This window comes from Polynucleobacter sp. UB-Tiil-W10, from assembly GCF_018881605.1.
Classification (GTDB): domain Bacteria; phylum Pseudomonadota; class Gammaproteobacteria; order Burkholderiales; family Burkholderiaceae; genus Polynucleobacter.
Genome location: NZ_JACVPZ010000001.1, coordinates 1,835,385 through 1,856,210, shown reverse-complemented (window position 1 = coordinate 1,856,210; position 20,826 = coordinate 1,835,385). Strand labels below are relative to the sequence as shown.

Annotated in this window: 17 protein-coding genes and 4 tRNA genes; 7 read left to right on the top strand and 14 right to left on the bottom strand. The window is 44.9% G+C overall.

From position 1 onward, the window contains the following. Positions 1–129: 129 nt before the first annotated feature. On the top strand, positions 130–729 hold the full coding sequence (locus ICN33_RS09475) for a hypothetical protein (RefSeq protein WP_255530792.1): 600 nt from the start codon (positions 130–132) through the stop codon (positions 727–729). A 62-nt stretch (positions 730–791) separates the two neighbouring features. On the opposite strand, the gene ICN33_RS09470 is transcribed toward ICN33_RS09475, so the two are convergent. Continuing rightward, positions 792–1,262, bottom strand: a complete 471-nt coding sequence (locus tag ICN33_RS09470; RefSeq protein WP_216196332.1) for a DUF4118 domain-containing protein — start codon at positions 1,260–1,262, stop codon at positions 792–794. Between the two features lie 59 nt (positions 1,263–1,321). On the opposite strand from ICN33_RS09470, the gene ICN33_RS09465 reads away from it, so the two are divergent. After that, positions 1,322–2,176, top strand: coding sequence for a carboxylesterase (locus ICN33_RS09465; protein ID WP_216196331.1), 855 nt, complete (start codon positions 1,322–1,324; stop codon positions 2,174–2,176). A gap of 37 nt (positions 2,177–2,213) precedes the next feature. Here ICN33_RS09465 and ICN33_RS09460 read toward each other — a convergent pair. The 4 genes from ICN33_RS09460 to gltX all read right to left on the bottom strand — a co-directional run bounded on the left by ICN33_RS09460 (position 2,214) and on the right by gltX (position 4,002). Beyond that, positions 2,214–2,290, bottom strand: a tRNA-Asp gene (locus ICN33_RS09460). A 52-nt stretch (positions 2,291–2,342) separates the two neighbouring features. After that, positions 2,343–2,418: transfer RNA gene (locus ICN33_RS09455), tRNA-Glu, on the bottom strand. 32 nt (positions 2,419–2,450) lie between these two features. After that, positions 2,451–2,526 (bottom strand) — tRNA-Ala (locus ICN33_RS09450). A gap of 78 nt (positions 2,527–2,604) precedes the next feature. Beyond that, positions 2,605–4,002, bottom strand: coding sequence for a glutamate--tRNA ligase (gene gltX, locus ICN33_RS09445; RefSeq protein ID WP_216196330.1), 1,398 nt, complete (start codon positions 4,000–4,002; stop codon positions 2,605–2,607). Positions 4,003–4,067: 65 nt separating this feature from the next. Between gltX and ICN33_RS09440 the strand changes: the two genes are divergently transcribed. Beyond that, positions 4,068–5,033, top strand: coding sequence for an Hsp33 family molecular chaperone HslO (locus tag ICN33_RS09440; RefSeq protein ID WP_216196329.1), 966 nt, complete (start codon positions 4,068–4,070; stop codon positions 5,031–5,033). A 4-nt stretch (positions 5,034–5,037) separates the two neighbouring features. Here ICN33_RS09440 and ftsB read toward each other — a convergent pair whose 3' ends face one another. Genes ftsB through ICN33_RS09420 form a run of 4 tightly spaced genes read right to left on the bottom strand, consistent with a single transcriptional unit; the run spans position 5,038 to position 9,237 of the window. Beyond that, entirely contained in the window at positions 5,038–5,343 is a 306-nt protein-coding gene (gene ftsB, locus ICN33_RS09435; RefSeq protein ID WP_216196328.1) for a cell division protein FtsB, read from the bottom strand. A gap of 32 nt (positions 5,344–5,375) precedes the next feature. Then, entirely contained in the window at positions 5,376–6,662 is a 1,287-nt protein-coding gene (eno, locus tag ICN33_RS09430) for a phosphopyruvate hydratase (protein WP_216196327.1), read from the bottom strand. A gap of 40 nt (positions 6,663–6,702) precedes the next feature. Further along, complete coding sequence (gene kdsA, locus ICN33_RS09425) at positions 6,703–7,566, bottom strand: 3-deoxy-8-phosphooctulonate synthase (RefSeq protein ID WP_216196326.1); 864 nt, start codon at positions 7,564–7,566, stop codon at positions 6,703–6,705. A gap of 9 nt (positions 7,567–7,575) precedes the next feature. Next, positions 7,576–9,237 (bottom strand): CTP synthase, encoded by a 1,662-nt coding sequence (locus tag ICN33_RS09420; RefSeq protein WP_216196325.1) that lies wholly within the window; start codon positions 9,235–9,237, stop codon positions 7,576–7,578. Between the two features lie 171 nt (positions 9,238–9,408). Here ICN33_RS09420 and ICN33_RS09415 point away from each other — a divergent pair, with 171 nt between their 5' ends. From ICN33_RS09415 to ICN33_RS09405, 3 genes are all read left to right on the top strand, one after another. Then, on the top strand, positions 9,409–9,804 hold the full coding sequence (locus ICN33_RS09415) for a DUF2147 domain-containing protein (RefSeq protein WP_216196324.1): 396 nt from the start codon (positions 9,409–9,411) through the stop codon (positions 9,802–9,804). Beyond that, complete coding sequence (locus ICN33_RS10505; protein WP_370623242.1) at positions 9,686–9,970, top strand: superinfection immunity protein; 285 nt, start codon at positions 9,686–9,688, stop codon at positions 9,968–9,970. Before ICN33_RS09415 ends, ICN33_RS10505 begins: the two co-directional genes overlap by 119 nt. A 234-nt stretch (positions 9,971–10,204) precedes the next feature. Further along, a complete protein-coding gene (locus ICN33_RS09405; protein ID WP_216196323.1) occupies positions 10,205–12,790 on the top strand; it encodes a bifunctional aconitate hydratase 2/2-methylisocitrate dehydratase in 2,586 nt (861 codons plus the stop codon). A 92-nt stretch (positions 12,791–12,882) separates the two neighbouring features. Here ICN33_RS09405 and ICN33_RS09400 read toward each other — a convergent pair whose 3' ends face one another. Genes ICN33_RS09400 through ICN33_RS09390 form a run of 3 tightly spaced genes read right to left on the bottom strand, consistent with a single transcriptional unit; the run spans position 12,883 to position 18,391 of the window. After that, positions 12,883–13,713 carry a spermidine synthase gene (locus ICN33_RS09400; protein ID WP_255530791.1) on the bottom strand — a complete coding sequence of 277 codons (831 nt, stop codon included), beginning with the start codon at positions 13,711–13,713 and terminating at the stop codon, positions 12,883–12,885. Next, a complete protein-coding gene (purL, locus tag ICN33_RS09395) occupies positions 13,658–17,695 on the bottom strand; it encodes a phosphoribosylformylglycinamidine synthase (protein WP_216196322.1) in 4,038 nt (1,345 codons plus the stop codon). The genes ICN33_RS09400 and purL overlap by 56 nt, the downstream gene beginning before the upstream one ends. Positions 17,696–17,716: 21 nt before the next feature. Continuing rightward, positions 17,717–18,391: an ABC transporter ATP-binding protein gene (locus ICN33_RS09390; RefSeq protein WP_216196321.1), complete on the bottom strand. Its 675-nt coding sequence runs from the start codon at positions 18,389–18,391 to the stop codon at positions 17,717–17,719. A gap of 56 nt (positions 18,392–18,447) precedes the next feature. Between ICN33_RS09390 and ICN33_RS09385 the strand changes: the two genes are divergently transcribed. Continuing rightward, on the top strand, positions 18,448–19,065 hold the full coding sequence (locus ICN33_RS09385; protein WP_255530790.1) for an arylesterase: 618 nt from the start codon (positions 18,448–18,450) through the stop codon (positions 19,063–19,065). 30 nt (positions 19,066–19,095) lie between these two features. Here ICN33_RS09385 and ICN33_RS09380 read toward each other — a convergent pair whose 3' ends face one another. Next, positions 19,096–20,559, bottom strand: coding sequence for a peptidylprolyl isomerase (locus ICN33_RS09380; protein ID WP_216196319.1), 1,464 nt, complete (start codon positions 20,557–20,559; stop codon positions 19,096–19,098). A gap of 107 nt (positions 20,560–20,666) precedes the next feature. Beyond that, positions 20,667–20,742 (bottom strand) — tRNA-Val (locus ICN33_RS09375). Positions 20,743–20,826 lie beyond the last annotated feature (84 nt).

Below are 20,826 nucleotides of genomic sequence, written 5' to 3'. Positions count from 1 at the left end.
GAAGATATTAACAAAAGATATCTATTTCGACCTCGGCATGGAATATCAGGGTCATTAGGCCATTTTTAGCCATAAAAATAGGCTAAGATTGAATTTAGTAGCTTTTTATACATAAGGAAAATAATGAATATGAAATATGCACCAATTGCCTTAGCGCTTGCAGCCCTTTTTGCTGGTACTTCGCTGGTCAATGCCCAACCCGCTCCCAATGCTGGTGCAGCAAAGCCAGTCGTAATCGATGCCGCTGTAACTGACAATCGCTATCAGCTATATGAAGGTGAAGTGGTCAAGATTGACAAAAAAACTCGCACCATTACTTTTAAGAATAAAGAAGGTGAGTCCAAATTTGTTGCAGGTCCGGAAATTACTAACTTTGCACTGATCAAAAAAGGCGATCGAGTCAATGTAAGCTATGAATTGGCTGTAGCAATTGAATTGATCAAAACCAAGAGTGATGGCATTCGTACTAAGGTTGAGACCAATACAGTTACCAAATCTAAAGCAGACGAGAAGCCATCTGAAAAAATTACCAATAAAACAACTATTGTTGCTGATATCGTGGAAGTTGACCGCGAGAAGAAATTGGTTTCTGTTAAAGGTCCTAGCGGTAAGATCACCACCGTAACAGTGAAGAATCCTGCGCTCTTAGCGGATGTTAATGTAGGCGAGCAAGTGAAGGTAATTTACTTTGATGCCATGGCAGCATCTATCACAACCCCTAAGAAGTAAACCTCAGCCCTGATCTTATCACCGAGATCAGGGCCTCTTATCTGAAAACAGTCGCAAGTAAGTTACTCGAGATTAGTCTTGGAAATTGACTTATGCATAACCCTACGCATTTTCTGATCACCCTCAACCATCAACTTTAATCTGGTTTCGCTTACCAAATAGGCCATTTTTGCGTTGTATTGTTCGCGTCGCAAAAGCTCTACCAACACCCCAGTTAGAAGTGTGTAAGAGAGATAAACAAATAAGGTGGTTACATCTCTTTGATCAAGAATTGAAAACTCTCCAAAGGGTGCTATAAAGAAAAATATTAATAATGGTGCGCTCAATACAAGCGTGAGGAGTGCCGGCATTAGACCAAAAAAAAATGCAACCACAATGGTATTAATTTGAAAGAAAAATAGGGGGAGAGATCCTTCTAAAAAGGGATGAAGAATATAACGCAGAGAAAATGCTAGCAATACACCAAATATTGCTACCAAATAGCCATGTCTCTTATTTGAGCACCAACGTTTTGCATTTAAGTTATGTCTCATTATTTTTTACCTATTTCGGTGTATCCTAACTCATCTTATTTGAATAAGCCCATATTTCGATGTTAGAGCAAGTCATTAACCAATCCAAACATGATCTGACCATCCTTATACCCGGCCTTAATGGAAGTGGGCTGGAGCTGGGACAGCTTCCACGATTTTTAGAGGCGGCTGGCCATGATGTTTTGATTCCAGACATTCCTGGCTACTTATTTGGGAGTTCAGCTAGTAAATTTAATAGCTGGGTACAAGAGCTTCATCAAATCATTGATGCCCAGAAAGAAATCTATTCAGCAGTCAATCTTGCGGGAATTAGCATGGGTGCTACCTTGGCCACCTTGGTTGCCACCCAAAGGACGGATATATCCTCTTTGGTGCTCATGTCACCAGTACTTAAATACGATGGTTGGTCAGTGCCTTTCTATCGCCCTATTCTCGATTTTTTTTACTTTCTTGGCTTAAGGAGCTGGGAATATTCCGAGCGTGAGCCTTTTGGCGTTAAGAATATCGACTTGCGTCGTCGCATCAGCGAGAAATTTAAAACTTCTAAGGTGTCTGAGGTTGGTGCTGCCTCAATCTCTGCGCGACATCTCCATGAAGCCAAAGGCTTGATGACAAGCGTTAAAAATAGTCTTCACAACCTTACTTGCAGATTGCTCTTAATACAGTCTGTAGAAGACGATACATGCTCGGTATGGTCTGCAAATGAAATTCTTGAGCGCTGCAAGTCAGAGGTACGTCGCGTTATTTGGCTTGGTAATAGTTACCATATTGTGACGATTGATAACGAGCGGGAAATTGTGCTGAATGAAGTTTTAAACTTTATTGCTCAAACTAGCGCTGTTGAAAAACATGCAATGAATCCAACTACCAGCGATAACCGCAAAGTACTGAAGTTAAGAGCTGGCTACGAATAGAAAAAAGCCCCCTGTTAAGGGGGCTTTTTAATTGTCTTGGCGGAACGGACGGGACTCGAACCCGCGACCCTCGGCGTGACAGGCCGATATTCTAACCAACTGAACTACCGCTCCATATGCATCAAGTAACGCAACATCATACATCTTTACAGCTACCAGAATAATCTGGCGTCCCCAGGGGGATTCGAACCCCCGTACTCACCGTGAAAGGGTGATGTCCTAGGCCTCTAGACGATGGGGACCTGGACTACAACATACATCTATTTTAAATGCTTGGTGGAGATAAGCGGGATCGAACCGCTGACCTCTTGCATGCCATGCAAGCGCTCTCCCAGCTGAGCTATACCCCCGAAATCTCACGATAAAACTACAAGACATCCAAAACAATCCAAGATTTTATCCTATTTTTGTGCAGGTGCGCAAATTCCTTACTGAATTACCTTGGAGAGCCTGTTCACGGCCTCTTCTTTACCCAAAACTACCAATACGGAATCGATAGCAGGTGTCTGTGTTGTGGCGAATAAAGCATATCTGACGGGCATTGCTAGGGCCGGCATTTTGATTTGGTATTTTGCCAATACTTGCTTAAAAACAGCAGCATAAGCTTCTTTAGTTGGCTCAGCAGCGGAGATTGCTTCAGTTAAATCTTTTAGCGCAGGAATGACCGCTTCCGCAATATTTTCTTTAATTTGATCAGGACTTAAATGAGGCGCTGGTAAGTAAAACAACTTCGCCCCTTCAGCAATTTCAATCAATGTATTGGCACGATCTTTTAGTAATCCCACTACTTGCACAAAGTCTGGCCCCGATTCGGTATCAATACCTAACTCATGCGCAAATGGTTTTGTTGCTACTGCTAACTTTACTGGATCCGCATTCTGTATATATTGATGATTTAACCAAAGCAACTTTTCTGGATTATGTTGAGCTGGTGAGCGCCCTAAACTTTCTAGATCAAACCAATCAACGAATTGTTCTTTGGTAAATACTTCAGCATCGCCGTGTGACCAGCCTAAGCGTGCCAGGTAATTGAGGATAGCCTCTGGTAAGTACCCTGCTTTTTGATAGTCACGAACGCTCATTGCTCCGTTGCGTTTACTCATCTTTTCGCCAACGTCATTCAAGACAGTTGGCAAGTGTGCGTATACAGGGGGCGTGCCACCTAGCGCCTTCATAATGTTGATTTGTCTTGGGGTATTGTTGACATGATCATCACCACGAATGACATGAGTAATACTCATATCCATATCATCAATCACTACACAGAAGTTATAGGTAGGCGTTCCATCTGGCCTTGCTATGACAAGGTCGTCTAACTCATCATTGCTAATTTCAATTTGACCTTTAACGGCATCATTCCAAATAACTGAACCACCAATCGGATTCTTAAAACGAATTACTGGATTCACGCCCTCTGGAATGTGAGGCAATGTTTTACCTGGTTCCGGTCTCCATAAGCCGTTATAACGTGGCTTTTCCTTGTTCGCCATTTGCTGATCACGTAAGCGGTTGAGCTCTTCTTCACTCATATAGCAGGGGTAAGCCAAACCAGCATCAAGCATTTGCTTAACTACTTCACGATATCGATCAATGCGCTGCATTTGATAGATTGGGCCCTCATCTAAATCCAGGCCAAGCCATGCCATTCCTTCGATAATGACATCAACAGCCTCCTGGGTGGAGCGTTCTAAATCGGTGTCCTCGATACGGAGAATAAAGTCACCTTTATTGTGGCGCGCAAAAGCCCATGGATAGAGTGCGCTGCGAAGATTTCCCAGATGAATAAAGCCCGTGGGACTAGGGGCGAATCGTGTACGAATATGCATAACTTACATTATCTCAGGTCGGGAATACCAGGACTAAATCTAAAAAAACGAGGATACTTTGGACTATGAATGAATTACTAGTCTTTATGTGTGATGGTGCCCCGGTACGTGGGGAAATTGTGTCAATCGGCAGCGCCTGGCAGGCCGTTTTAGAGCGTCGCAATGACCCCCCTGCCGTTCGTCGGATTCTAGGCGACTTTGTTGGGGCGGCCACCCTTTTAAGCGCTAGCCTGAAATTTGATGGAACTCTAATCATTCAAGCGCAAAGCAAGGGCCCTATTCAACTACTCGTGGTGGAATGTAAGTCTGATTTATCTATGCGGGCGACAGTAAAGCTGTCTGTTGACCCTTCGGAGATAGGGGTCGATGCAAGCCTAGCTGAGCTATTGGATGTCAGTGGGAGCGGAAGATTAGTTATCACCCTAGATCCCGCTGATCGTGAACCTGGACAAGCCCCTTACCAAGGTATCGTAGCCCTTCAAGACCATCAAGGGTCGATTATTAAGCCTGTCACCAGCGCTGCTGAGGCGATAGCTTTGTATATGCAAAATTCTGAACAGTTAGATACCCGCATTTGGTTGACATCAAGCGATACCCATGTAGGAGGATTACTGCTGCAGCGCTTGCCAAATTCGGGCGGCCATGCACATTTGGATCCACAGACAGCAGCCGAAGGCTGGTCGCGCATTCAAGCACTTGGAGAAACCATTACCAATGAAGAATTACTCACCCTTCCCCCGGAAACTATTTTAAGACGCCTCTTTTTGGAGGAGTCCGCAGAAAATGGCGTACGAAGCTTCCCCGCAAGACCTATTCGCTTCGCTTGTAGATGTTCTCGCACCAAGGTTGCTGATATTTTGCGGATGCTAGGTGAAGAAGAGATTCAAAGTATTCTTGCCGAACAAGGTGCCGTAGAGACCGTTTGTGATTTCTGTGCAAAGCCCTACCGCTTTGATGCGGTCGATTGTCTGCAGGTATTTAAAACCGATTTATTGAGTGATGCTACTAGACCGCCATCTAGCGGACATTAAAAAATCATTGCTTCGTAGCCTGTGTGCCAGATGGTTTATCTGCTGGCAATATTTGCACAAAAAACTCGCCCTCTTTAATTAAACCGTGCTCAACACGGGCTCGTTCTTCGATGGCACGAGTTCCATCTTTGAGATCTTTTACATCACCAGATAGTTTGGCATTACGGAGAGCCGAGAGGCTATTTTTAGCCTCTTGAAGCTCAACTTGTCTCTCCATCTCATATACCTTAAGCCATCCACCCTTCCCAAGCCAAAGCGGATACTGGATTGCAATTAGCAATACCAGCATGGAATAAATGACTATCCGCATACGCTATTTAAGAGCTCAGCTATAACTCAAACTTAGCGTTTGAGGTTATAGAAAACAGACTTTCCTGGATAAGTTGCAACATCACCCAAATCCTCTTCAATGCGCAAGAGTTGATTGTATTTAGCAATACGATCAGAGCGAGATAAAGAGCCTGTCTTGATTTGACCAGCATTCGTGCCAACAGCAATATCTGCAATCGTGCTGTCTTCAGTCTCGCCTGAGCGATGTGAAATTACTGCAGTGTAATTTGCACGTTTAGCCATTTCAATTGCAGCGAATGTTTCTGTCAAAGTGCCAATTTGGTTAATCTTAATCAAGATGGAATTTGCAATTCCCTTATCAATTCCTTCTTGGAGAATGCGGGTATTGGTAACAAATAAATCATCACCCACTAATTGAATCTTCTTACCGAGTTTTTTTGTGATATCAGCCCAACCATCCCAATCGCCCTCATGCATACCATCCTCAATCGAAACGATTGGGAACTGATCCGCTAAATTACCAAGGTAATCTGAGAACTCGCTTGAGCTGAGTTGCAGGCCTTCACCAGACAAATGGTATTTACCATCTTTATAGAACTCGCTAGCAGCACAATCCAAGGCCAAAACTACATCTTCACCCGCCTGATAGCCAGCGCCTTCAATTGCCTTCATAATGGTCTGCAAGCACTCGTGATTGCTCTTAAAGTTTGGTGCAAAGCCGCCCTCATCACCAACGGTTGTTGGCATACCTTGAGCACCCAAAATCTTCTTCAATTCATGGAAAATTTCAGCGCCACAGCGTAATGCATCACGGAAATTCTCTGCACCAACCGGCATCACCATAAACTCTTGAATATCTAAGCTGTTATTTGCGTGCGCGCCACCATTGACAATATTCATCATTGGCACCGGCAATTGCATGCCACCTGAACCACCAAAGTAACGGTACAAAGGCAAGCCAGCCTCTTCTGCAGCCGCTCTAGCAACCGCCATCGATACAGCCAAAGTTGCGTTAGCACCTAAGCGCGCTTTGTTATGAGTACCATCCAGTTCAATTAAGGTGCGATCTAAAAAAGCCTGCTCGCTTGCATCCAGACCAAGAATAGATTCTGCAATCTCAATATTAATATTTTGAACTGCCTTAAGAACACCCTTGCCTAAGTAACGAGTCTTATCGCCATCACGCAACTCGATTGCTTCTCGTGATCCAGTTGAAGCGCCTGATGGTACGGCTGCACGGCCCATAACGCCAGACTCAAGCAAAACATCGCACTCAACCGTTGGGTTGCCACGTGAATCCAAAACTTCTCTACCGATGATGTCAACAATGGCGCTCATGCACCTTCTCCTTAAAACAATATGAAATGGGTTTAAATAATTACTTAAAGCTGTCTTCTAAAAATGAACCCGTTGACTTAACAACGTTGTCTATAGCCACTAAAGACTCAAGCAACTCTTTCATGCGATTCAGAGGAACCGCATTAGGGCCATCAGACAATGCTTTTGCTGGGTCTGGGTGAGTCTCCATAAAGAGCCCACTAATGCCGACTGCCATAGCAGCACGGGCTAAAACCGGAACAAATTCACGCTGCCCACCACTAGAGCTGCCTTGGCCCCCAGGCAGTTGAACTGAATGCGTTGCATCAAAAACTACTGGGGCTCTTGATTCGCGCAAAATTGCCAAGCTACGCATGTCCGAAACAAGATTGTTGTAGCCAAAGGAAGCTCCGCGTTCACACACCATAAATTGATCAGCAAGATTTTTTTCAGTTGCAGCAGCACGAGCCTTATCAATCACGTTGAGCATTTCATGCGGCGAAAGAAACTGTCCTTTTTTGAAATTCACAGGCTTGCCGCTTTGTGCACAGGCGCGAATAAAATCAGTTTGTCTACATAAAAATGCTGGTGTCTGCAATACATCAACAACACTTGCTACATCAGCAATCTCACTAATGTCATGAACATCAGTAAGCACGTGAACATCAACTTGTTTTTTGACTTTAGCCAAAATCTCTAAGCCTTTATCCATCCCCAGCCCGCGAAAAGAGGTGCCTGAAGAACGATTCGCTTTATCAAATGAGGACTTATAAATAAATGGAATCTTTAATGTGGATGTGATCTCTTTTAACTGGCCAGCAATATCAATCGCAGATTGCTCTGATTCAATCACACAAGGACCAGCAATCAAAAAGAAGCGATGATCTAAACCAACATCAAATCCACATAGTTTGAATGCGCTCATATTCTTCCTTTATGCAGCTTGCTTCTCAGCAGCTTTTTGGTGCTCAAGTGCGGCGCTAATAAATGCGGAGAACAGGGGATGGCCATCACGCGGTGTTGAAGTAAATTCAGGGTGAAACTGAACTCCAAAGAACCAAGGATGAATGGATGCAGGCAACTCCATCATCTCTGGCAGCTCTTCATTAGGTGTTCTGGCTGAGATTATTAAGCCAGACTGCTCCAACTGTGGCACGTAAGTATTATTTACTTCATAACGATGACGATGACGCTCATTTACTTCAGCGCCATAAATACGGTGTGCCAAGGTGCCCTCTTTCACGGGACAACGCTGTGAGCCAAGTCGCATAGTTCCACCCATATCAGAGTCATTGCTACGTTTTTCAACGTTGCCCTCTCTATCAAGCCACTCAGTAATCAGCGCCACAACAGGCTGTTCGGACTGTGGATCAAATTCAGTACTGTTTGCTTTAGTAAGATTAGCGACGTGGCGAGCAAATTCAATCACAGCCAATTGCATTCCTAAACAAATGCCTAAATAAGGCACATTGTTTTCACGGGCATAACGAATAGCTGCGATCTTGCCTTCTGTTCCGCGTTTGCCAAAGCCGCCCGGAACCAAAATAGCATCTAAGTTTTGCAAACAATCAATACCATCTTTTTCAATGACTTCTGAGTCAATATAGTTAATGTTGACTCGAGTATGTGTATGAATGCCAGCGTGTCGCAAGGCTTCAATAAGTGATTTATAAGATTCAGTTAGCTCAACATATTTTCCGACCATACCAATGGTCACTTCATGTTGTGGGTTTGCCATTTCATAAACTAAATTAGCCCATACAGAGAGGTCTGCTGGCTTTGCTTTGAGATCTAGCTCTCGACAAATCAAATCATCCATTCCCTGTGCGTGAAGCATTTCAGGGATCTTGTAGATTGTGTCTACATCCCATACAGAAATTACCGCTTCCTCACGAACGTTTGAGAAGAGAGAAATTTTTGCGCGCTCATCTTCTGGAATGGGGCGATCAGCACGGCAGAGCAATACGGTTGGCATAATGCCTATCTCGCGAAGCTTTTGGACTGAATGTTGGGTAGGCTTGGTTTTTAACTCACCAGCACTATTGATATAAGGCACAAGGGTCAGGTGAACAAAAGCACAGTCATGCACAGGCAAGCGCAAACTCATTTGCCGCGCAGCTTCTAAAAATGGGAGGGATTCAATATCACCAACAGTTCCGCCGATTTCGCATATAGCAACATCAACCTTACCATCGTGACTGGCCTTGGCGCCCCGCTCTACAAAGGCCTGAATTTCATTAGTAATGTGTGGAATAACTTGAACTGTTTTTCCAAGATATTCGCCGCGGCGCTCTTTACTAATCACTGACTCATAAATCTGGCCAGTAGTGAAGTTATTGCTTTTACGCATCTTCGCAGAAACGAAGCGCTCATAGTGACCCAAGTCCAAATCAGTTTCTGCGCCATCTTCGGTTACAAAAACCTCACCGTGTTGGAGTGGACTCATGGTTCCCGGATCAACGTTGATATAGGGGTCTAATTTTAGGAGGGTGACTTTCAGGCCGCGGGATTCGAGAATCGCGGCAAGCGAGGCAGCTGCGATTCCTTTCCCTAAAGAAGAAACCACACCACCAGTGACAAAAACGTATTTGGTCATCGCTTAAGCTCTGTTGGAAAAAGTAATTATAACGACAGAGGACTAAGATTCCTTAAATTCATAAACGGCAATAATCGCTAATACCTCTCTATAAAAAAGCCCAATTTCATGAAATCGCTAAAAAAGGCATGTTTTTACATATTTTTGAGCATAACCCTACTTAATCTGGTTATGTCAAACGCCTACCCCCAAATCTCAGACTCGATAGTTGGCTCATGGACATCCTATGACGACGATACAAATCAGCCTGCCGCAATAATTCTTATTACCGAAAAAAGCGGCTCCTTTAGTGGCGTAATCACCAAAGTCTTGGATCCCAATTCAGCAACTACATGCGATAAATGTACGGATGCTCGAAGAGGAAAACCTTTATTGGGCATGGAGATACTTTCTGGCCTTAAAAGAAATGGCGATTCCTTCAGTGGCGGTCAAATCCTTGACCCAGATAATGGGGAAACTTACCGCGCAGAGATGCGCCTCAAAGATCAAGGGTCCAAAGTTGATCTGCGTGCATACATTGGCATTCCTTTGCTTGGCAGAACTCAAACCTGGGTTAGAGAGAAATAAACTGATGCGTCTTCTAATCGCAACGCTTATAACGATTTTGTCGCTTTTCTATTTTCTCCCCTTTGCCATCTCATTTAACAAGAAAAGGGCTAATTCAGGGGCCATTTTTGCCCTAAACCTCTTTTTAGGCTGGTCCCTCATAGGTTGGGTGGTTGCCCTGGTATAGGCTATGAAGGACGAGAAAATCCTGTAAACAGCGCGGATTAGGCATGACCGAAACCTCGAACCCGAGGAAAGCTTGCGGAAAAACCCTTATTTTTAACTTAATGCCCTATTTTGGAGTCAATTTTGAGCTTTAAACTCTTATATAAGACTTAAATAAGCAACTATAATTTAGCTAATCGGGAGAAAATTCCCTTTTGGCCTTTCTATTGACCACTTTTACCTCATAGGAAACACAATGTTAGAAGCCTATAACGCCCTAGTTGCCGAACGCGCAGCTCTTGGAATTCCAGCCTTACCCTTAACCAAAGATCAAACTGCTGAGTTGGTTAAATTGTTAAAAAATCCGCCAGCTGGCAAAGAAGCTGAACTAGTGGAATTAATTACAAACCGAGTACCTGCGGGCGTTGATGAGGCCGCAAAAGTCAAGGCTGAATTTCTAGATGCAATCGCTAAAGGCACTGAGAAATCACCATTGATTTCTCGCGTACGCGCTACGGAATTATTGGGAACAATGCTTGGTGGCTACAACATCAAACCATTAGTAGAACTCCTTGCTGACGCAGAATGTGGTGCGGCAGCTGCTGAAGCACTCAAGAAAACACTCTTGATGTTTGATTACTTCAACGACGTTCAAGAACTTGCTGAAAAAGGCAATGCGAATGCAAAAGCCGTAATGCAGAGCTGGGCAAATGCTGAGTGGTTTACTAGCCGTCCTGCAGTTCCAGAAAGCATGAAACTCACTGTTTTCAAGGTAACCGGTGAAACGAATACCGACGATCTCTCCCCTGCACCAGATGCCTGGAGTCGTCCTGATATTCCACTGCATGCCACGATCATGCTCAAGAACCCTCGTCCTGGCATTGAGCCTGATGAGACTGGTGTTCGCGGCCCAATGAAACAAATTGCCGCCCTCCAGAAAAAAGGCAATCAAATTGCCTACGTTGGTGATGTGGTTGGTACAGGTTCTTCACGTAAATCCGCTACGAACTCAGTTCTCTGGTGGACGGGTCAAGATATTCCCTTTGTACCAAACAAGCGTTTTGGTGGCGTGTGCTTAGGGACGAATATTGCCCCTATCTTCTTCAACACGATGGAAGATTCAGGCGCATTACCAATTGAGCTCGATGTTTCCCAGATGAATATGGGCGATGAAATTGAACTGCGCCCATACGAAGGTAAAGTATTTAAAAATGGTAACGAAATCACTAACTTTTCATTGAAATCTCCAGTGATTTTGGATGAAGTGCGTGCTGGTGGTCGTATTCCTCTGATTATTGGTCGTGGACTAACTGCTAAAGCACGTGCTGCTCTTGGTTTGCCTGCTTCTACAGAATTCCGCTTACCCGTTAATCCCGTGGATAACAAAAAAGGCTTTAGTTTGGCTCAAAAGATGGTTGGTCGCGCATGTGGCTTACCAGAAGGCCAAGGCGTTCGCCCTGGTACTTACTGCGAGCCGCATATGACTACTGTTGGTTCACAAGACACCACAGGTCCTATGACCCGTGATGAGTTAAAAGACTTGGCTTGCCTTGGCTTCTCTTCTGATCTCGTAATGCAGTCGTTCTGTCACACCTCTGCCTATCCTAAGCCTGTAGATATTCGCACTCAACATGAGTTGCCACCATTCATGACGAATCGCGGTGGTGTTGCCTTGCGTCCAGGTGATGGCGTGATCCATAGCTGGTTGAATCGCTTACTCCTGCCGGATACCTGTGGAACTGGTGGCGATAGCCATACACGTTTCCCAATTGGTATTTCCTTTCCTGCGGGCTCTGGCTTAGTTGCTTTCGCGGCCGCGACTGGGGTGATGCCATTGGATATGCCGGAGTCTGTATTGATACGTTTCAAAGGCAAGATGCAGCCAGGCATCACCTTGCGTGATCTCGTAAATGCAATCCCTTTGTATGCAATCAAAAAAGGTTTGTTGACTGTTGAAAAACAAGGTAAGAAGAATATTTTCTCAGGTCGTATTCTTGAGATTGAAGGTCTACCCGATCTGAAAGTTGAGCAAGCATTTGAATTATCTGATGCTTCTGCTGAGCGCTCAGCAGGTGGCTGCACAGTTCACCTAAATAAAGAGCCGATTATTGAGTACATGCAATCTAATATCACTTTGATGAAGTGGATGATTGCTAATGGTTACGAAGATAAGCGCACCCTTGGCCGCCGCATCAAAGCGATGGAAGCTTGGATTGCTAATCCACAACTTCTCAAGGCTGATGCGAATGCTGACTATGCAGAGATCATTGAAATCAATATCGATGAAATCAAAGAACCTATCCTTGCATGCCCTAACGATCCAGATGACGTCAAAGTATTGTCAGAAGTTGCTGGCGATAAGATTGATGAAGTGTTTATTGGTTCATGCATGACCAATATCGGTCACTTCCGTGCGGCTGGTCAGGTATTGCAAGGCAAGAAAGATATGCCAACCCGTTTATGGGTTGCACCTCCAACCAAAATGGACGCTATGGTTTTGATGGAAGAAGGTTACTACGGCATGTTAGGCGCAGCTGGTGCCCGCATGGAAAGCCCAGGCTGTTCACTTTGCATGGGCAACCAAGCGCAGATCCGCAAGGGCTCAACAGCTGTATCGACCTCAACACGGAACTTCCCTAATCGCTTAGGTATTGATACTCGCGTGTATTTAGCTTCTGCTGAGCTGGCCTCTGTTGCCGCCCTCTTGGGTCGCCTACCTACTCCTGCAGAATATTTGGAGCAAGTAAAGGCTCTCGATTCTAAAGCTGGTGAAGTTTATAAATACATGAGTTTTGACAAGCTCAAGTCATTTAGCGATGTTGCAGATACTGTAACGGTTTAATTGGCTATAAGCCTCAGTCTTTAACCGGGCCGAGGAAACAAAAAAAGGCGATCTAATGATCGCCTTTTTCTTTTCTAGAATCTCGGCTTACCTCAAATCGAAAGCTTATTCTCTTGGCGGGCATTTTCACGACTAATCCCAGAAATCCACTTGTTCGTTGGAAGGCCTGTCTTTTCAAGAATGAGTTTTGCTCTCTTGGACACATCCTTCCACTCCGCCTCAAGTTTAGGACCCTTAAACGCAATCGCCACAACGTTGCAATCATGGGACTCAGGAAATAAAAGAACCCTATTATCAAAAGCTTCACAGATGTTCTTGAGGTTCAAGTCAAAGCTCTTATGCCTTGAAAAAAGATTTACCGTCATCACTCCCGGCCCCTTAAGAAGGTTGTAGCAACCTTTATAGAAATCTAAGGAGCTCGCTGATGGTCCATCACAGATCGCATCATATAAATCCACCTGAACTGCATCAAACTGTTCCGTATATTTTTTGTTTTGAACAAAAAATTTGGCATCAGTTTGCAGAGTTTCAAGTCTGCGATCATCGTCAGGTGTAAAAAACATCGATCTGGCAGAAACAATTACCGCTGGATTTAGTTCCACCACGGTAGTTTTAACAGCAGGGCAATAACGATGCTGAAACTTGGTTAGCGCCCCCGTGCCTAGGCCAAGTTGCGCAATCCGCATCCCAGGCTTTGTCTCTAAAAATAGTAACCAAGCCATCATTTGCTGGTTGTACTCGAGGTAAATCTCATCGGGGTCACGCAAACGCATTGCCCCCTGAATTAATTCGGTACCAAAATGAAGATAGCGAATACCGCCACTTTCAGAAAAAGTAACTGCCTCCATTAGCTCTTCGGTAGACAACTTAATTAGCCCAACGACGAGCATTACGGAATAGACGCAACCATGGGCTTGCACCATCAGGCGTATCAAGCCATTCTGGTGGGCACCAGCTCATCTGTGCAGCTCTAAAAACACGCTCTGGGTGCGGCATCATGACCATAAAGCGACCATCTGGCGTAGTAACGCCAGTCAATCCTCCAGGCGATCCATTGGGATTCATCGGATAGGTTTCAGTTGGATTTCCTTGGTGATCTACAAAACGGAATGAAGCCAAGCCACCATTTTGGATCTGCTCTAAATTGCCTTGTTGACTAAAGTTGGCAAATCCTTCGCCGTGGGCAATAGCAATAGGAATCTGGCTGCCTTCCATACCTTGTGTAAAGATTGATGGAGAAGCCATGACTTCTGCCATCACCAAGCGAGCCTCGTATTGCTCTGATTGATTACGGGTAAATTTGGGCCAAGCTTCTGCACCTGGAATAATTCCGGAAAGATTGCTCATCATTTGACAGCCGTTGCAAACACCTAATGCAAAACTCTCTTGGCGATTAAAGAATGCTGAAAACTGATCACGTAATTGCTGATTAAATAAGATGGTCTTAGCCCAGCCTTCACCAGCACCTAATACATCCCCATAACTAAAGCCACCACAAGCAATCAAACCCCTAAAGTCATCTAGCTTCGCTTTGCCGCTAAGCAGATCAGACATATGGACGTCGTAACTATCGAATCCAGCCCAATTAACGGAATACGCCATCTCTACGTGGGAATTAACACCTTGCTCGCGCAAGATTGCCACTTTAGGTCGTGCATTTTTAGAAATATAAGGTGCCGCTATATCTTCTGATGCATCAAAAGTCAGCTTTGGACTCATGCCCACATCAGCTACGTTGTCCAATAATGAAAATTCACTATCGGCACAAGCAGGATTATCACGAAGACGCGCAATTTGATAGCTGGTGTTCGTCCACAACTTTTGCAGTAACTCACGTGGTTCAGCAAATATATTTTTGGCATCACTCCAAATTTCTATACGGCCATTTGTATTTGGCTTCCCAATTACATGGCTAAACGCACTTAAGCCTAATTTTCTCAATACTGCAAATACGGCATCGCGATCAGCTTTACGAACCTGAATCACTGCGCCCAACTCTTCATTAAATAGAGCACGCATGGTTTGCTCATGGCGACGACCAGATATCTGTTGTGCCCAATTTTTAGCATCGCCATAATCAGGCTCTTGCCCTACATCCATCGCAATCATGTCTACGTTTAGCGAAATTCCACAGTGGGAAGCAAAAGCCATTTCAGCAGCGCATGCCAGTAAACCACCATCTGAGCGGTCGTGATAGGCCAAGAGCTTATCTTCGTTACGCAACTGAATAATCGCAGCAGCCAATGCTTTGAGATCTTCAGGATGATCAATATCGGGAGCCAACTTTCCAGATTGATCGAGCACTTGGGCCAAAATACTGCCAGCCATACGATTCTTGCCACGACCCAGGTCAATCAGAATAAGTTCGGTCTCCTGAGGAGAGCCATCCTTAGCCTTTAACTTCAAAAGAGGAGTTAAAGTTTTACGTGCATCCTGCACTGATGCAAAAGCAGAAATAATTAAGGAAACTGGAGCAACCACTTTTTTGGCTTCGTTACCAACTTGCCATGCGGTAGACATTGACAAAGAATCTTTACCAACTGGAATCGAGACGCCAAGAGCTGGGCACAATTCCATCCCTATTGCTTTGACAGAGTCATACAACTTGGCATCTTCACCGGGAGCACCACATGCTGCCATCCAGTTAGCAGAGAGTTTTACACTTTCCAAACTAGATATATCTGCAGCCAAGAGATTGGTGATTGCTTCACCTACCGCCATTCGGGCTGCAGCCGGAGCATCGATCACTGCTAATGGAGCTCTCTCCCCCATCGACATTGCCTCGCCACGATAACCCCTGTAATCCATCAAGGTGACAGCACAATCAGCTACAGGAACCTGCCATGGGCCGACAAACTGATCTCGAGCATTCAAACCACCCACAGTCCGGTCGCCAATCGTAATCAAGAATGATTTGCTAGCTACAGTAGGTTGTTGTAGCACCCAGGCAATCGATTGTGCTAGGTCAGCATCAGTAACATCCAATTCTTTAAATTCTTGTGCCACCCTTGTGACATTGCGATGCATCTTTGGAGGTTTACCTAGCAATACTTCCATAGGCATATCAATTGGTAAGGCTGCATCATCGTTAGGAGCTTGCTTTGAGTCACTTAATTGCAATTGACGTTCTGCAGTTGCTTCACCCACTACCGCAAAGGGACAGCGCTCACGTTCGCAAAAAGACTTGAAGAGGTTTAAATCTTTTTGATCAATTGCTAGAACATAACGCTCTTGAGACTCATTGCACCAAATCTCTGCAGGACTCATCCCGCTTTCTTCAAGGGGCACGTTGCGCAATTTAAATTTTGCACCTAGCCCAGCACCATCAGCAAGCTCAGGGAAGGCATTAGACAATCCGCCTGCGCCGACGTCATGAATAGAAACGATTGGATTATTGTCACCTAAAGCGCGACATGCGTTGATCACTTCTTGAGCGCGGCGTTCCATTTCAGGATTGCCACGTTGTACAGAATCAAAATCAAGATCAGCAGTATTGGTACCGGTTGCTACAGAACTGCCAGTAGCTCCGCCCATGCCAATGCGCATGCCGGGACCACCAAGTTGAATCAATAGATGCCCTGATTGAATTGCTTTTTTCTCAGTATGAATAGAATCGATGCTACCGATACCACCAGCAATCATGATGGGCTTGTGATAACCGCGACGCGTGCCATCTAAAGTTTGCTCAAAGACCCTGAAATACCCGCCCAAGATTGGACGACCAAATTCATTATTAAATGCCGCCCCACCCAATGGACCATCAATCATGATTTGTAATGGGGTAGCAATACGTTCAGGCTTACCGTATTGCTCGCCCTCCCAAGGAAGGTCAGTGCCAGGAATGTTCAGATTTGAGACTGAGAAGCCGGTAAGGCCCGCTTTAGGGCGTCCGCCTATGCCAGTTGCACCCTCATCACGGATCTCACCACCAGCACCTGTAGATGCTCCAGGAAATGGAGCAATCGCTGTTGGGTGGTTATGAGTCTCCACCTTCATTAAAGTGTGAACTAAGCGTGTATCTTTTTCATAGCGGTGATGGTCGCCCTGAGGTACCCAAGTTTCTGCCTCACAACCAACCATAACGGCTGAGTTATCGGAATAAGCAACAATCGTTCCTTCCGGTTGCAATTGGTGGGTATTGCGAATCATGGCGAACAAAGAACGCTCTTGATCGTCGCCATCAATCGTCCAGCTAGAATTAAAAATCTTGTGACGGCAATGCTCGCTATTTGCCTGTGCGAACATAATCAACTCAACATCAGATGGGTTGCGTTGCAGTCGAGTAAAATTTTCTGCAAGGTATGCAACCTCATCATCGGATAAGGCAAGACCCAATTCCTGGTTGGCCTTATCTAGGGCCGCTCTACCCTCAGTCATCACAAGGATGCGGGCCAAAGGCCTATCTTCTAAAGATTGATATAGCGCATTAGCGCCTTCAATTGACTCAATCACCGCCTCAGTCATTCGATCATGAACTGCTGCGAGCACGAATTGTTTTTGGTCTGCGGTAAGTGCTTTTTTACTTTTCCAAGCAAATTGAACGCCACGCTCAAGACGCAGAATATCTAGATTGCATTGACGGGCAATATCCGTGGCTTTACTTGCCCACGGAGAAACTGTTCCCAGCCGAGGAATGACGATAGCGCCCTGCCCCTCTGACTTATCTTTTGCAAACCAAGACTTACCTGGGTTGATTTTGGAATGAAAAGGCTGACCGTAGGTCAACAAGCTAGCCAAAATCTCTTGATTGCGAGAGCTAAGCTCAGCATCAGACCAGATGAAATGGATGTATTGAGCTTCGATAGACTCAAGATCAACCCCTTGTGCTGCCAAAGTAGCTAAAAGTCGCTGTTGGCGGAAGGGGGAAAGCGCATCAGCGCCAGGCAAAAAGTGGAAAAAAGACATCCCTAGATTATAAGGTTTTGCCTACAGCAATCGTCCGCCCTGAAGGTGTAATTGCCGCTGACACCGATCAGCCAAGGTCTGGTCATGGGTCACCAAAACAAGGGTTGAGTGGTTGGCCCGATTTAGCTCAAAAAGTAGCTCAATAACACGGTTTCCACTAACCTCATCCAGACTGCCAGTGGGCTCATCTGCAAAAAGAATGGCAGGTTTCATGATGAAGGCCCTTGCTAGGGCAACCCGCTGTTGCTCCCCGCCGGAGAGGGTTTTGGGGAAATGATTGGCACGATCACCTAAACCCACTTGCTCTAGACATAACAGCGCATTTTCTTTGGCCATTTTTAGGCCATTGAGCTCAGCTGGAAGCATCACATTTTCAAGGGCTGTTAAATGTGGGAGCAATTGAAAGGATTGAAATACAAATCCCACCTTTTGACCCCGTAACTTAGCCCGTCCATCCTCATCTAACTGGTTCAGGTTATGTTTGTCTAATTCAACATGCCCGCTAGTTGGAGTATCCAAGCCCGCTAAGAGACCAAGCAAAGTACTTTTCCCAGAGCCAGAGGCGCCTGTTATAGCAATACTTTCGCCCTCACAGACATCAAAGCTAATGTCGTGCAAAATAGTTAAGGATCCATCGCTAGATAAAACGTGTTTACCTAGGTGTATCGCACTAAGGACCTTTACTGGAATACTCATAAATGAATCAAATTATTTGGTTGAGCTTCTTGAGTAGAAAACTAAGAGCCATATCAATGGCATTTGCTCTATTTTGCCTGTTTATTCCCTTTGGCACACAGGCCCAGACGAACGCTACTATTTTAGTGATGGGTGACAGTCTTTCCGCAGAATATGGCTTAGCGCGTGGGACTGGCTGGGTAAGGCTTCTAGAGGATCGGCTACACAGGGACGCTAGTCCTTGGATCATTTTTAATGCCAGCATTAGCGGCGAAACAAGTGCTGGTGGCTTGTCTAGAATGCCAAGGCTCTTAGAGCAAAAGAAGCCAGGAATTGTTCTTTTGGAGCTAGGAGCAAATGATGCATTGCGTGGGCTATCAATAAGGGAATCAGAAAACAATTTACGTAAGATGATTCAGATGAGCAAGAACTCTGGAGCAAAAGTTCTCATATTTGGCATGCAAATTCCACCAAACTATGGACATGATTACACCAAGCAATTTCAGGAATTATTTCCAAAGCTGGCTCGTCAAGAGCAAGTTCAGCTACTCCCCTTCTTTCTAAAGGGTGTTGCCTCTGAACTCACGTTGTTTCAAGCTGATCGCATGCATCCCAATGAAAAAGCGCAAGTCATACTCTACAAAAACGTATGGGACGCCATGGCCCCATATCAAATAATGCTTAAAAGTAAATAATGAACTTGGAAGCGCCTCCAGCTCCTAAGCTTAACTACCTGAGCTAGAGGATGGAGGCTTCAGGGGGTTAATCACCTTAACGCCAGCCACATCACGCCAGTAAGCCATAAAACCTGCGAATTCAGACTGAGCAGCAAGTGCCTGAATCTGTTGAGCTTGCGCTTTATGCACCTTTGCATCCAACCCTGTGGGTTGGCGCACTTGGTCAATGCGATAAAGGATCGTGCCAATGCCGGGGTTTTGAACGGATACAAGTGCAGGAAATTTATCGGGATTGATGGACATCACATCATCTAGCGCTCCGCCAACTAAGTTTCCAGGCTTATTACGAGAAACCCAAGTAGGGCTAGCAAATCCAGCAGTGCTTTTAGGGTCCTTTTCCAATGCAGCGTAACGTTCAGCAGCAGCATTTACCGCAAGCTTCTCAGCCATGCGTTGAGAAACTTGTCGCTTGACCTCTGCGGCAACATCTTTGTACGGCAAAATTTGCGCAGGGTGAAAAGTGATCACTCGAGCAGAAACAAAAATACCAGGAGATGTCTGTACCGCTTCAATGTTACGTTTGTTCTTAACAGCTTCATCGCCAAACAATGCTTGAACTACTTTTGGATTGGCTAATGGGTGATCTTTTGCCACACCTGTTGCACCAAAGCGAGTGACGCCCTTTTGTGTTTGTACATTCAACTTTAATTTATCAGCAGCTGGCTTAAGGCTATCTGACTGGTCATAAGTCATATTGGCAAATTGATCTGCTTTTTCACTAAATACTTTGGCGTCTTCTTTGGGGTCTGCTTTAAGAACAATGTATTCAACATCAACGTATTCCTGACTCTCAAAGAGCTTGGCGTTGCTGTTATAGAAAGTCTGAAGATCTTCTTGGGAAGGGCTTACCTTGGACAAATAATCTTTGGCATCAAAGGATAGGGCTTGTACTTGTCGCTCAGCTTCATATAGCGTTGAAACAATTTCAGATAACTTTGGGCTACCAATTTCAGTACGCGCTACAGAGTTAACGAATTGACCAATCTTTAAATCATATGCCTGACTTGCATAAAACTGCTCTTCATTCAAACCGTTGCTAGCCAATAACTGTTTGAATCGTGCGTCATCAAAACTACCGTCTTGTTTGTAGAGGGCACGAATCTGTGGAATATTTTGTAAGCTCTTTACAAGAGCATCTTTACCAACCTGCAGATGTAAATTATTTACAGCAAATCCCAGAATACGCTGCTGCAATAACTCATTGAGAATAGCCTGTCTAAATTGTAGACTTTGAGCGATCTGCGCATTCCCACCAACACGCTCCGCTTGACGTTTTGCAGCAGAATCTACCTCTTGAGCAGTAATCGGCTTGCCATTGATTTTGACGAGATCAGTCTCTTTATCTAGAAAACTGGAATAGCTTGAGATTCCAAAAAATGCAAAAGACGGAACGATCAAGAGCAGTAATACAAGCTGCAGAATTCGTTGGTGCTTACGGACGGTATCAAACATGTAAAGATTCGCTAGTAAAAAATATCAATACCACGAGTGTACTAGGGGTGTAGCTGCTGGGTATTGAAATGCCTGAGTAGGCGCAAAGAAAATTGAAGGTAATAATTTGGTGGGCGCTGAGAGGCTCGAACTCCCGACATTCTGCGTGTAAGGCAGACGCTCTACCAACTGAGCTAAGCGCCCCAAAATATTACAGCTAAGATTGTAACCTAAGCGTGGATTTAAGGTGGATTTTCCGCTGAATGAACCCCATTAGATGTGGAACAT

Coding starts and splice junctions, on each gene's coding strand:
- ICN33_RS09415 (WP_216196324.1), top strand. CDS start 9,409: ATGTCAAACGCCTACCCCCAAATCTCAGACTCGATAGTTGGCTCATGG.
- ICN33_RS09475 (WP_255530792.1), top strand. CDS start 130: ATGAAATATGCACCAATTGCCTTAGCGCTTGCAGCCCTTTTTGCTGGT.
- ICN33_RS09440 (WP_216196329.1), top strand. CDS start 4,068: ATGAATGAATTACTAGTCTTTATGTGTGATGGTGCCCCGGTACGTGGG.
- eno (WP_216196327.1), bottom strand. CDS start 6,662: ATGAGCGCCATTGTTGACATCATCGGTAGAGAAGTTTTGGATTCACGT.
- gltX (WP_216196330.1), bottom strand. CDS start 4,002: ATGCATATTCGTACACGATTCGCCCCTAGTCCCACGGGCTTTATTCAT.
- ICN33_RS09390 (WP_216196321.1), bottom strand. CDS start 18,391: ATGAGTATTCCAGTAAAGGTCCTTAGTGCGATACACCTAGGTAAACAC.
- kdsA (WP_216196326.1), bottom strand. CDS start 7,566: ATGAGCGCATTCAAACTATGTGGATTTGATGTTGGTTTAGATCATCGC.
- ICN33_RS09470 (WP_216196332.1), bottom strand. CDS start 1,262: ATGAGACATAACTTAAATGCAAAACGTTGGTGCTCAAATAAGAGACAT.
- purL (WP_216196322.1), bottom strand. CDS start 17,695: ATGTCTTTTTTCCACTTTTTGCCTGGCGCTGATGCGCTTTCCCCCTTC.
- ICN33_RS09385 (WP_255530790.1), top strand. CDS start 18,448: ATGGCATTTGCTCTATTTTGCCTGTTTATTCCCTTTGGCACACAGGCC.
- ICN33_RS09400 (WP_255530791.1), bottom strand. CDS start 13,713: ATGGTGCAAGCCCATGGTTGCGTCTATTCCGTAATGCTCGTCGTTGGG.
- ICN33_RS10505 (WP_370623242.1), top strand. CDS start 9,686: ATGGGGAAACTTACCGCGCAGAGATGCGCCTCAAAGATCAAGGGTCCA.
- ftsB (WP_216196328.1), bottom strand. CDS start 5,343: ATGCGGATAGTCATTTATTCCATGCTGGTATTGCTAATTGCAATCCAG.
- ICN33_RS09420 (WP_216196325.1), bottom strand. CDS start 9,237: ATGACCAAATACGTTTTTGTCACTGGTGGTGTGGTTTCTTCTTTAGGG.
- ICN33_RS09380 (WP_216196319.1), bottom strand. CDS start 20,559: ATGTTTGATACCGTCCGTAAGCACCAACGAATTCTGCAGCTTGTATTA.
- ICN33_RS09465 (WP_216196331.1), top strand. CDS start 1,322: ATGTTAGAGCAAGTCATTAACCAATCCAAACATGATCTGACCATCCTT.
- ICN33_RS09405 (WP_216196323.1), top strand. CDS start 10,205: ATGTTAGAAGCCTATAACGCCCTAGTTGCCGAACGCGCAGCTCTTGGA.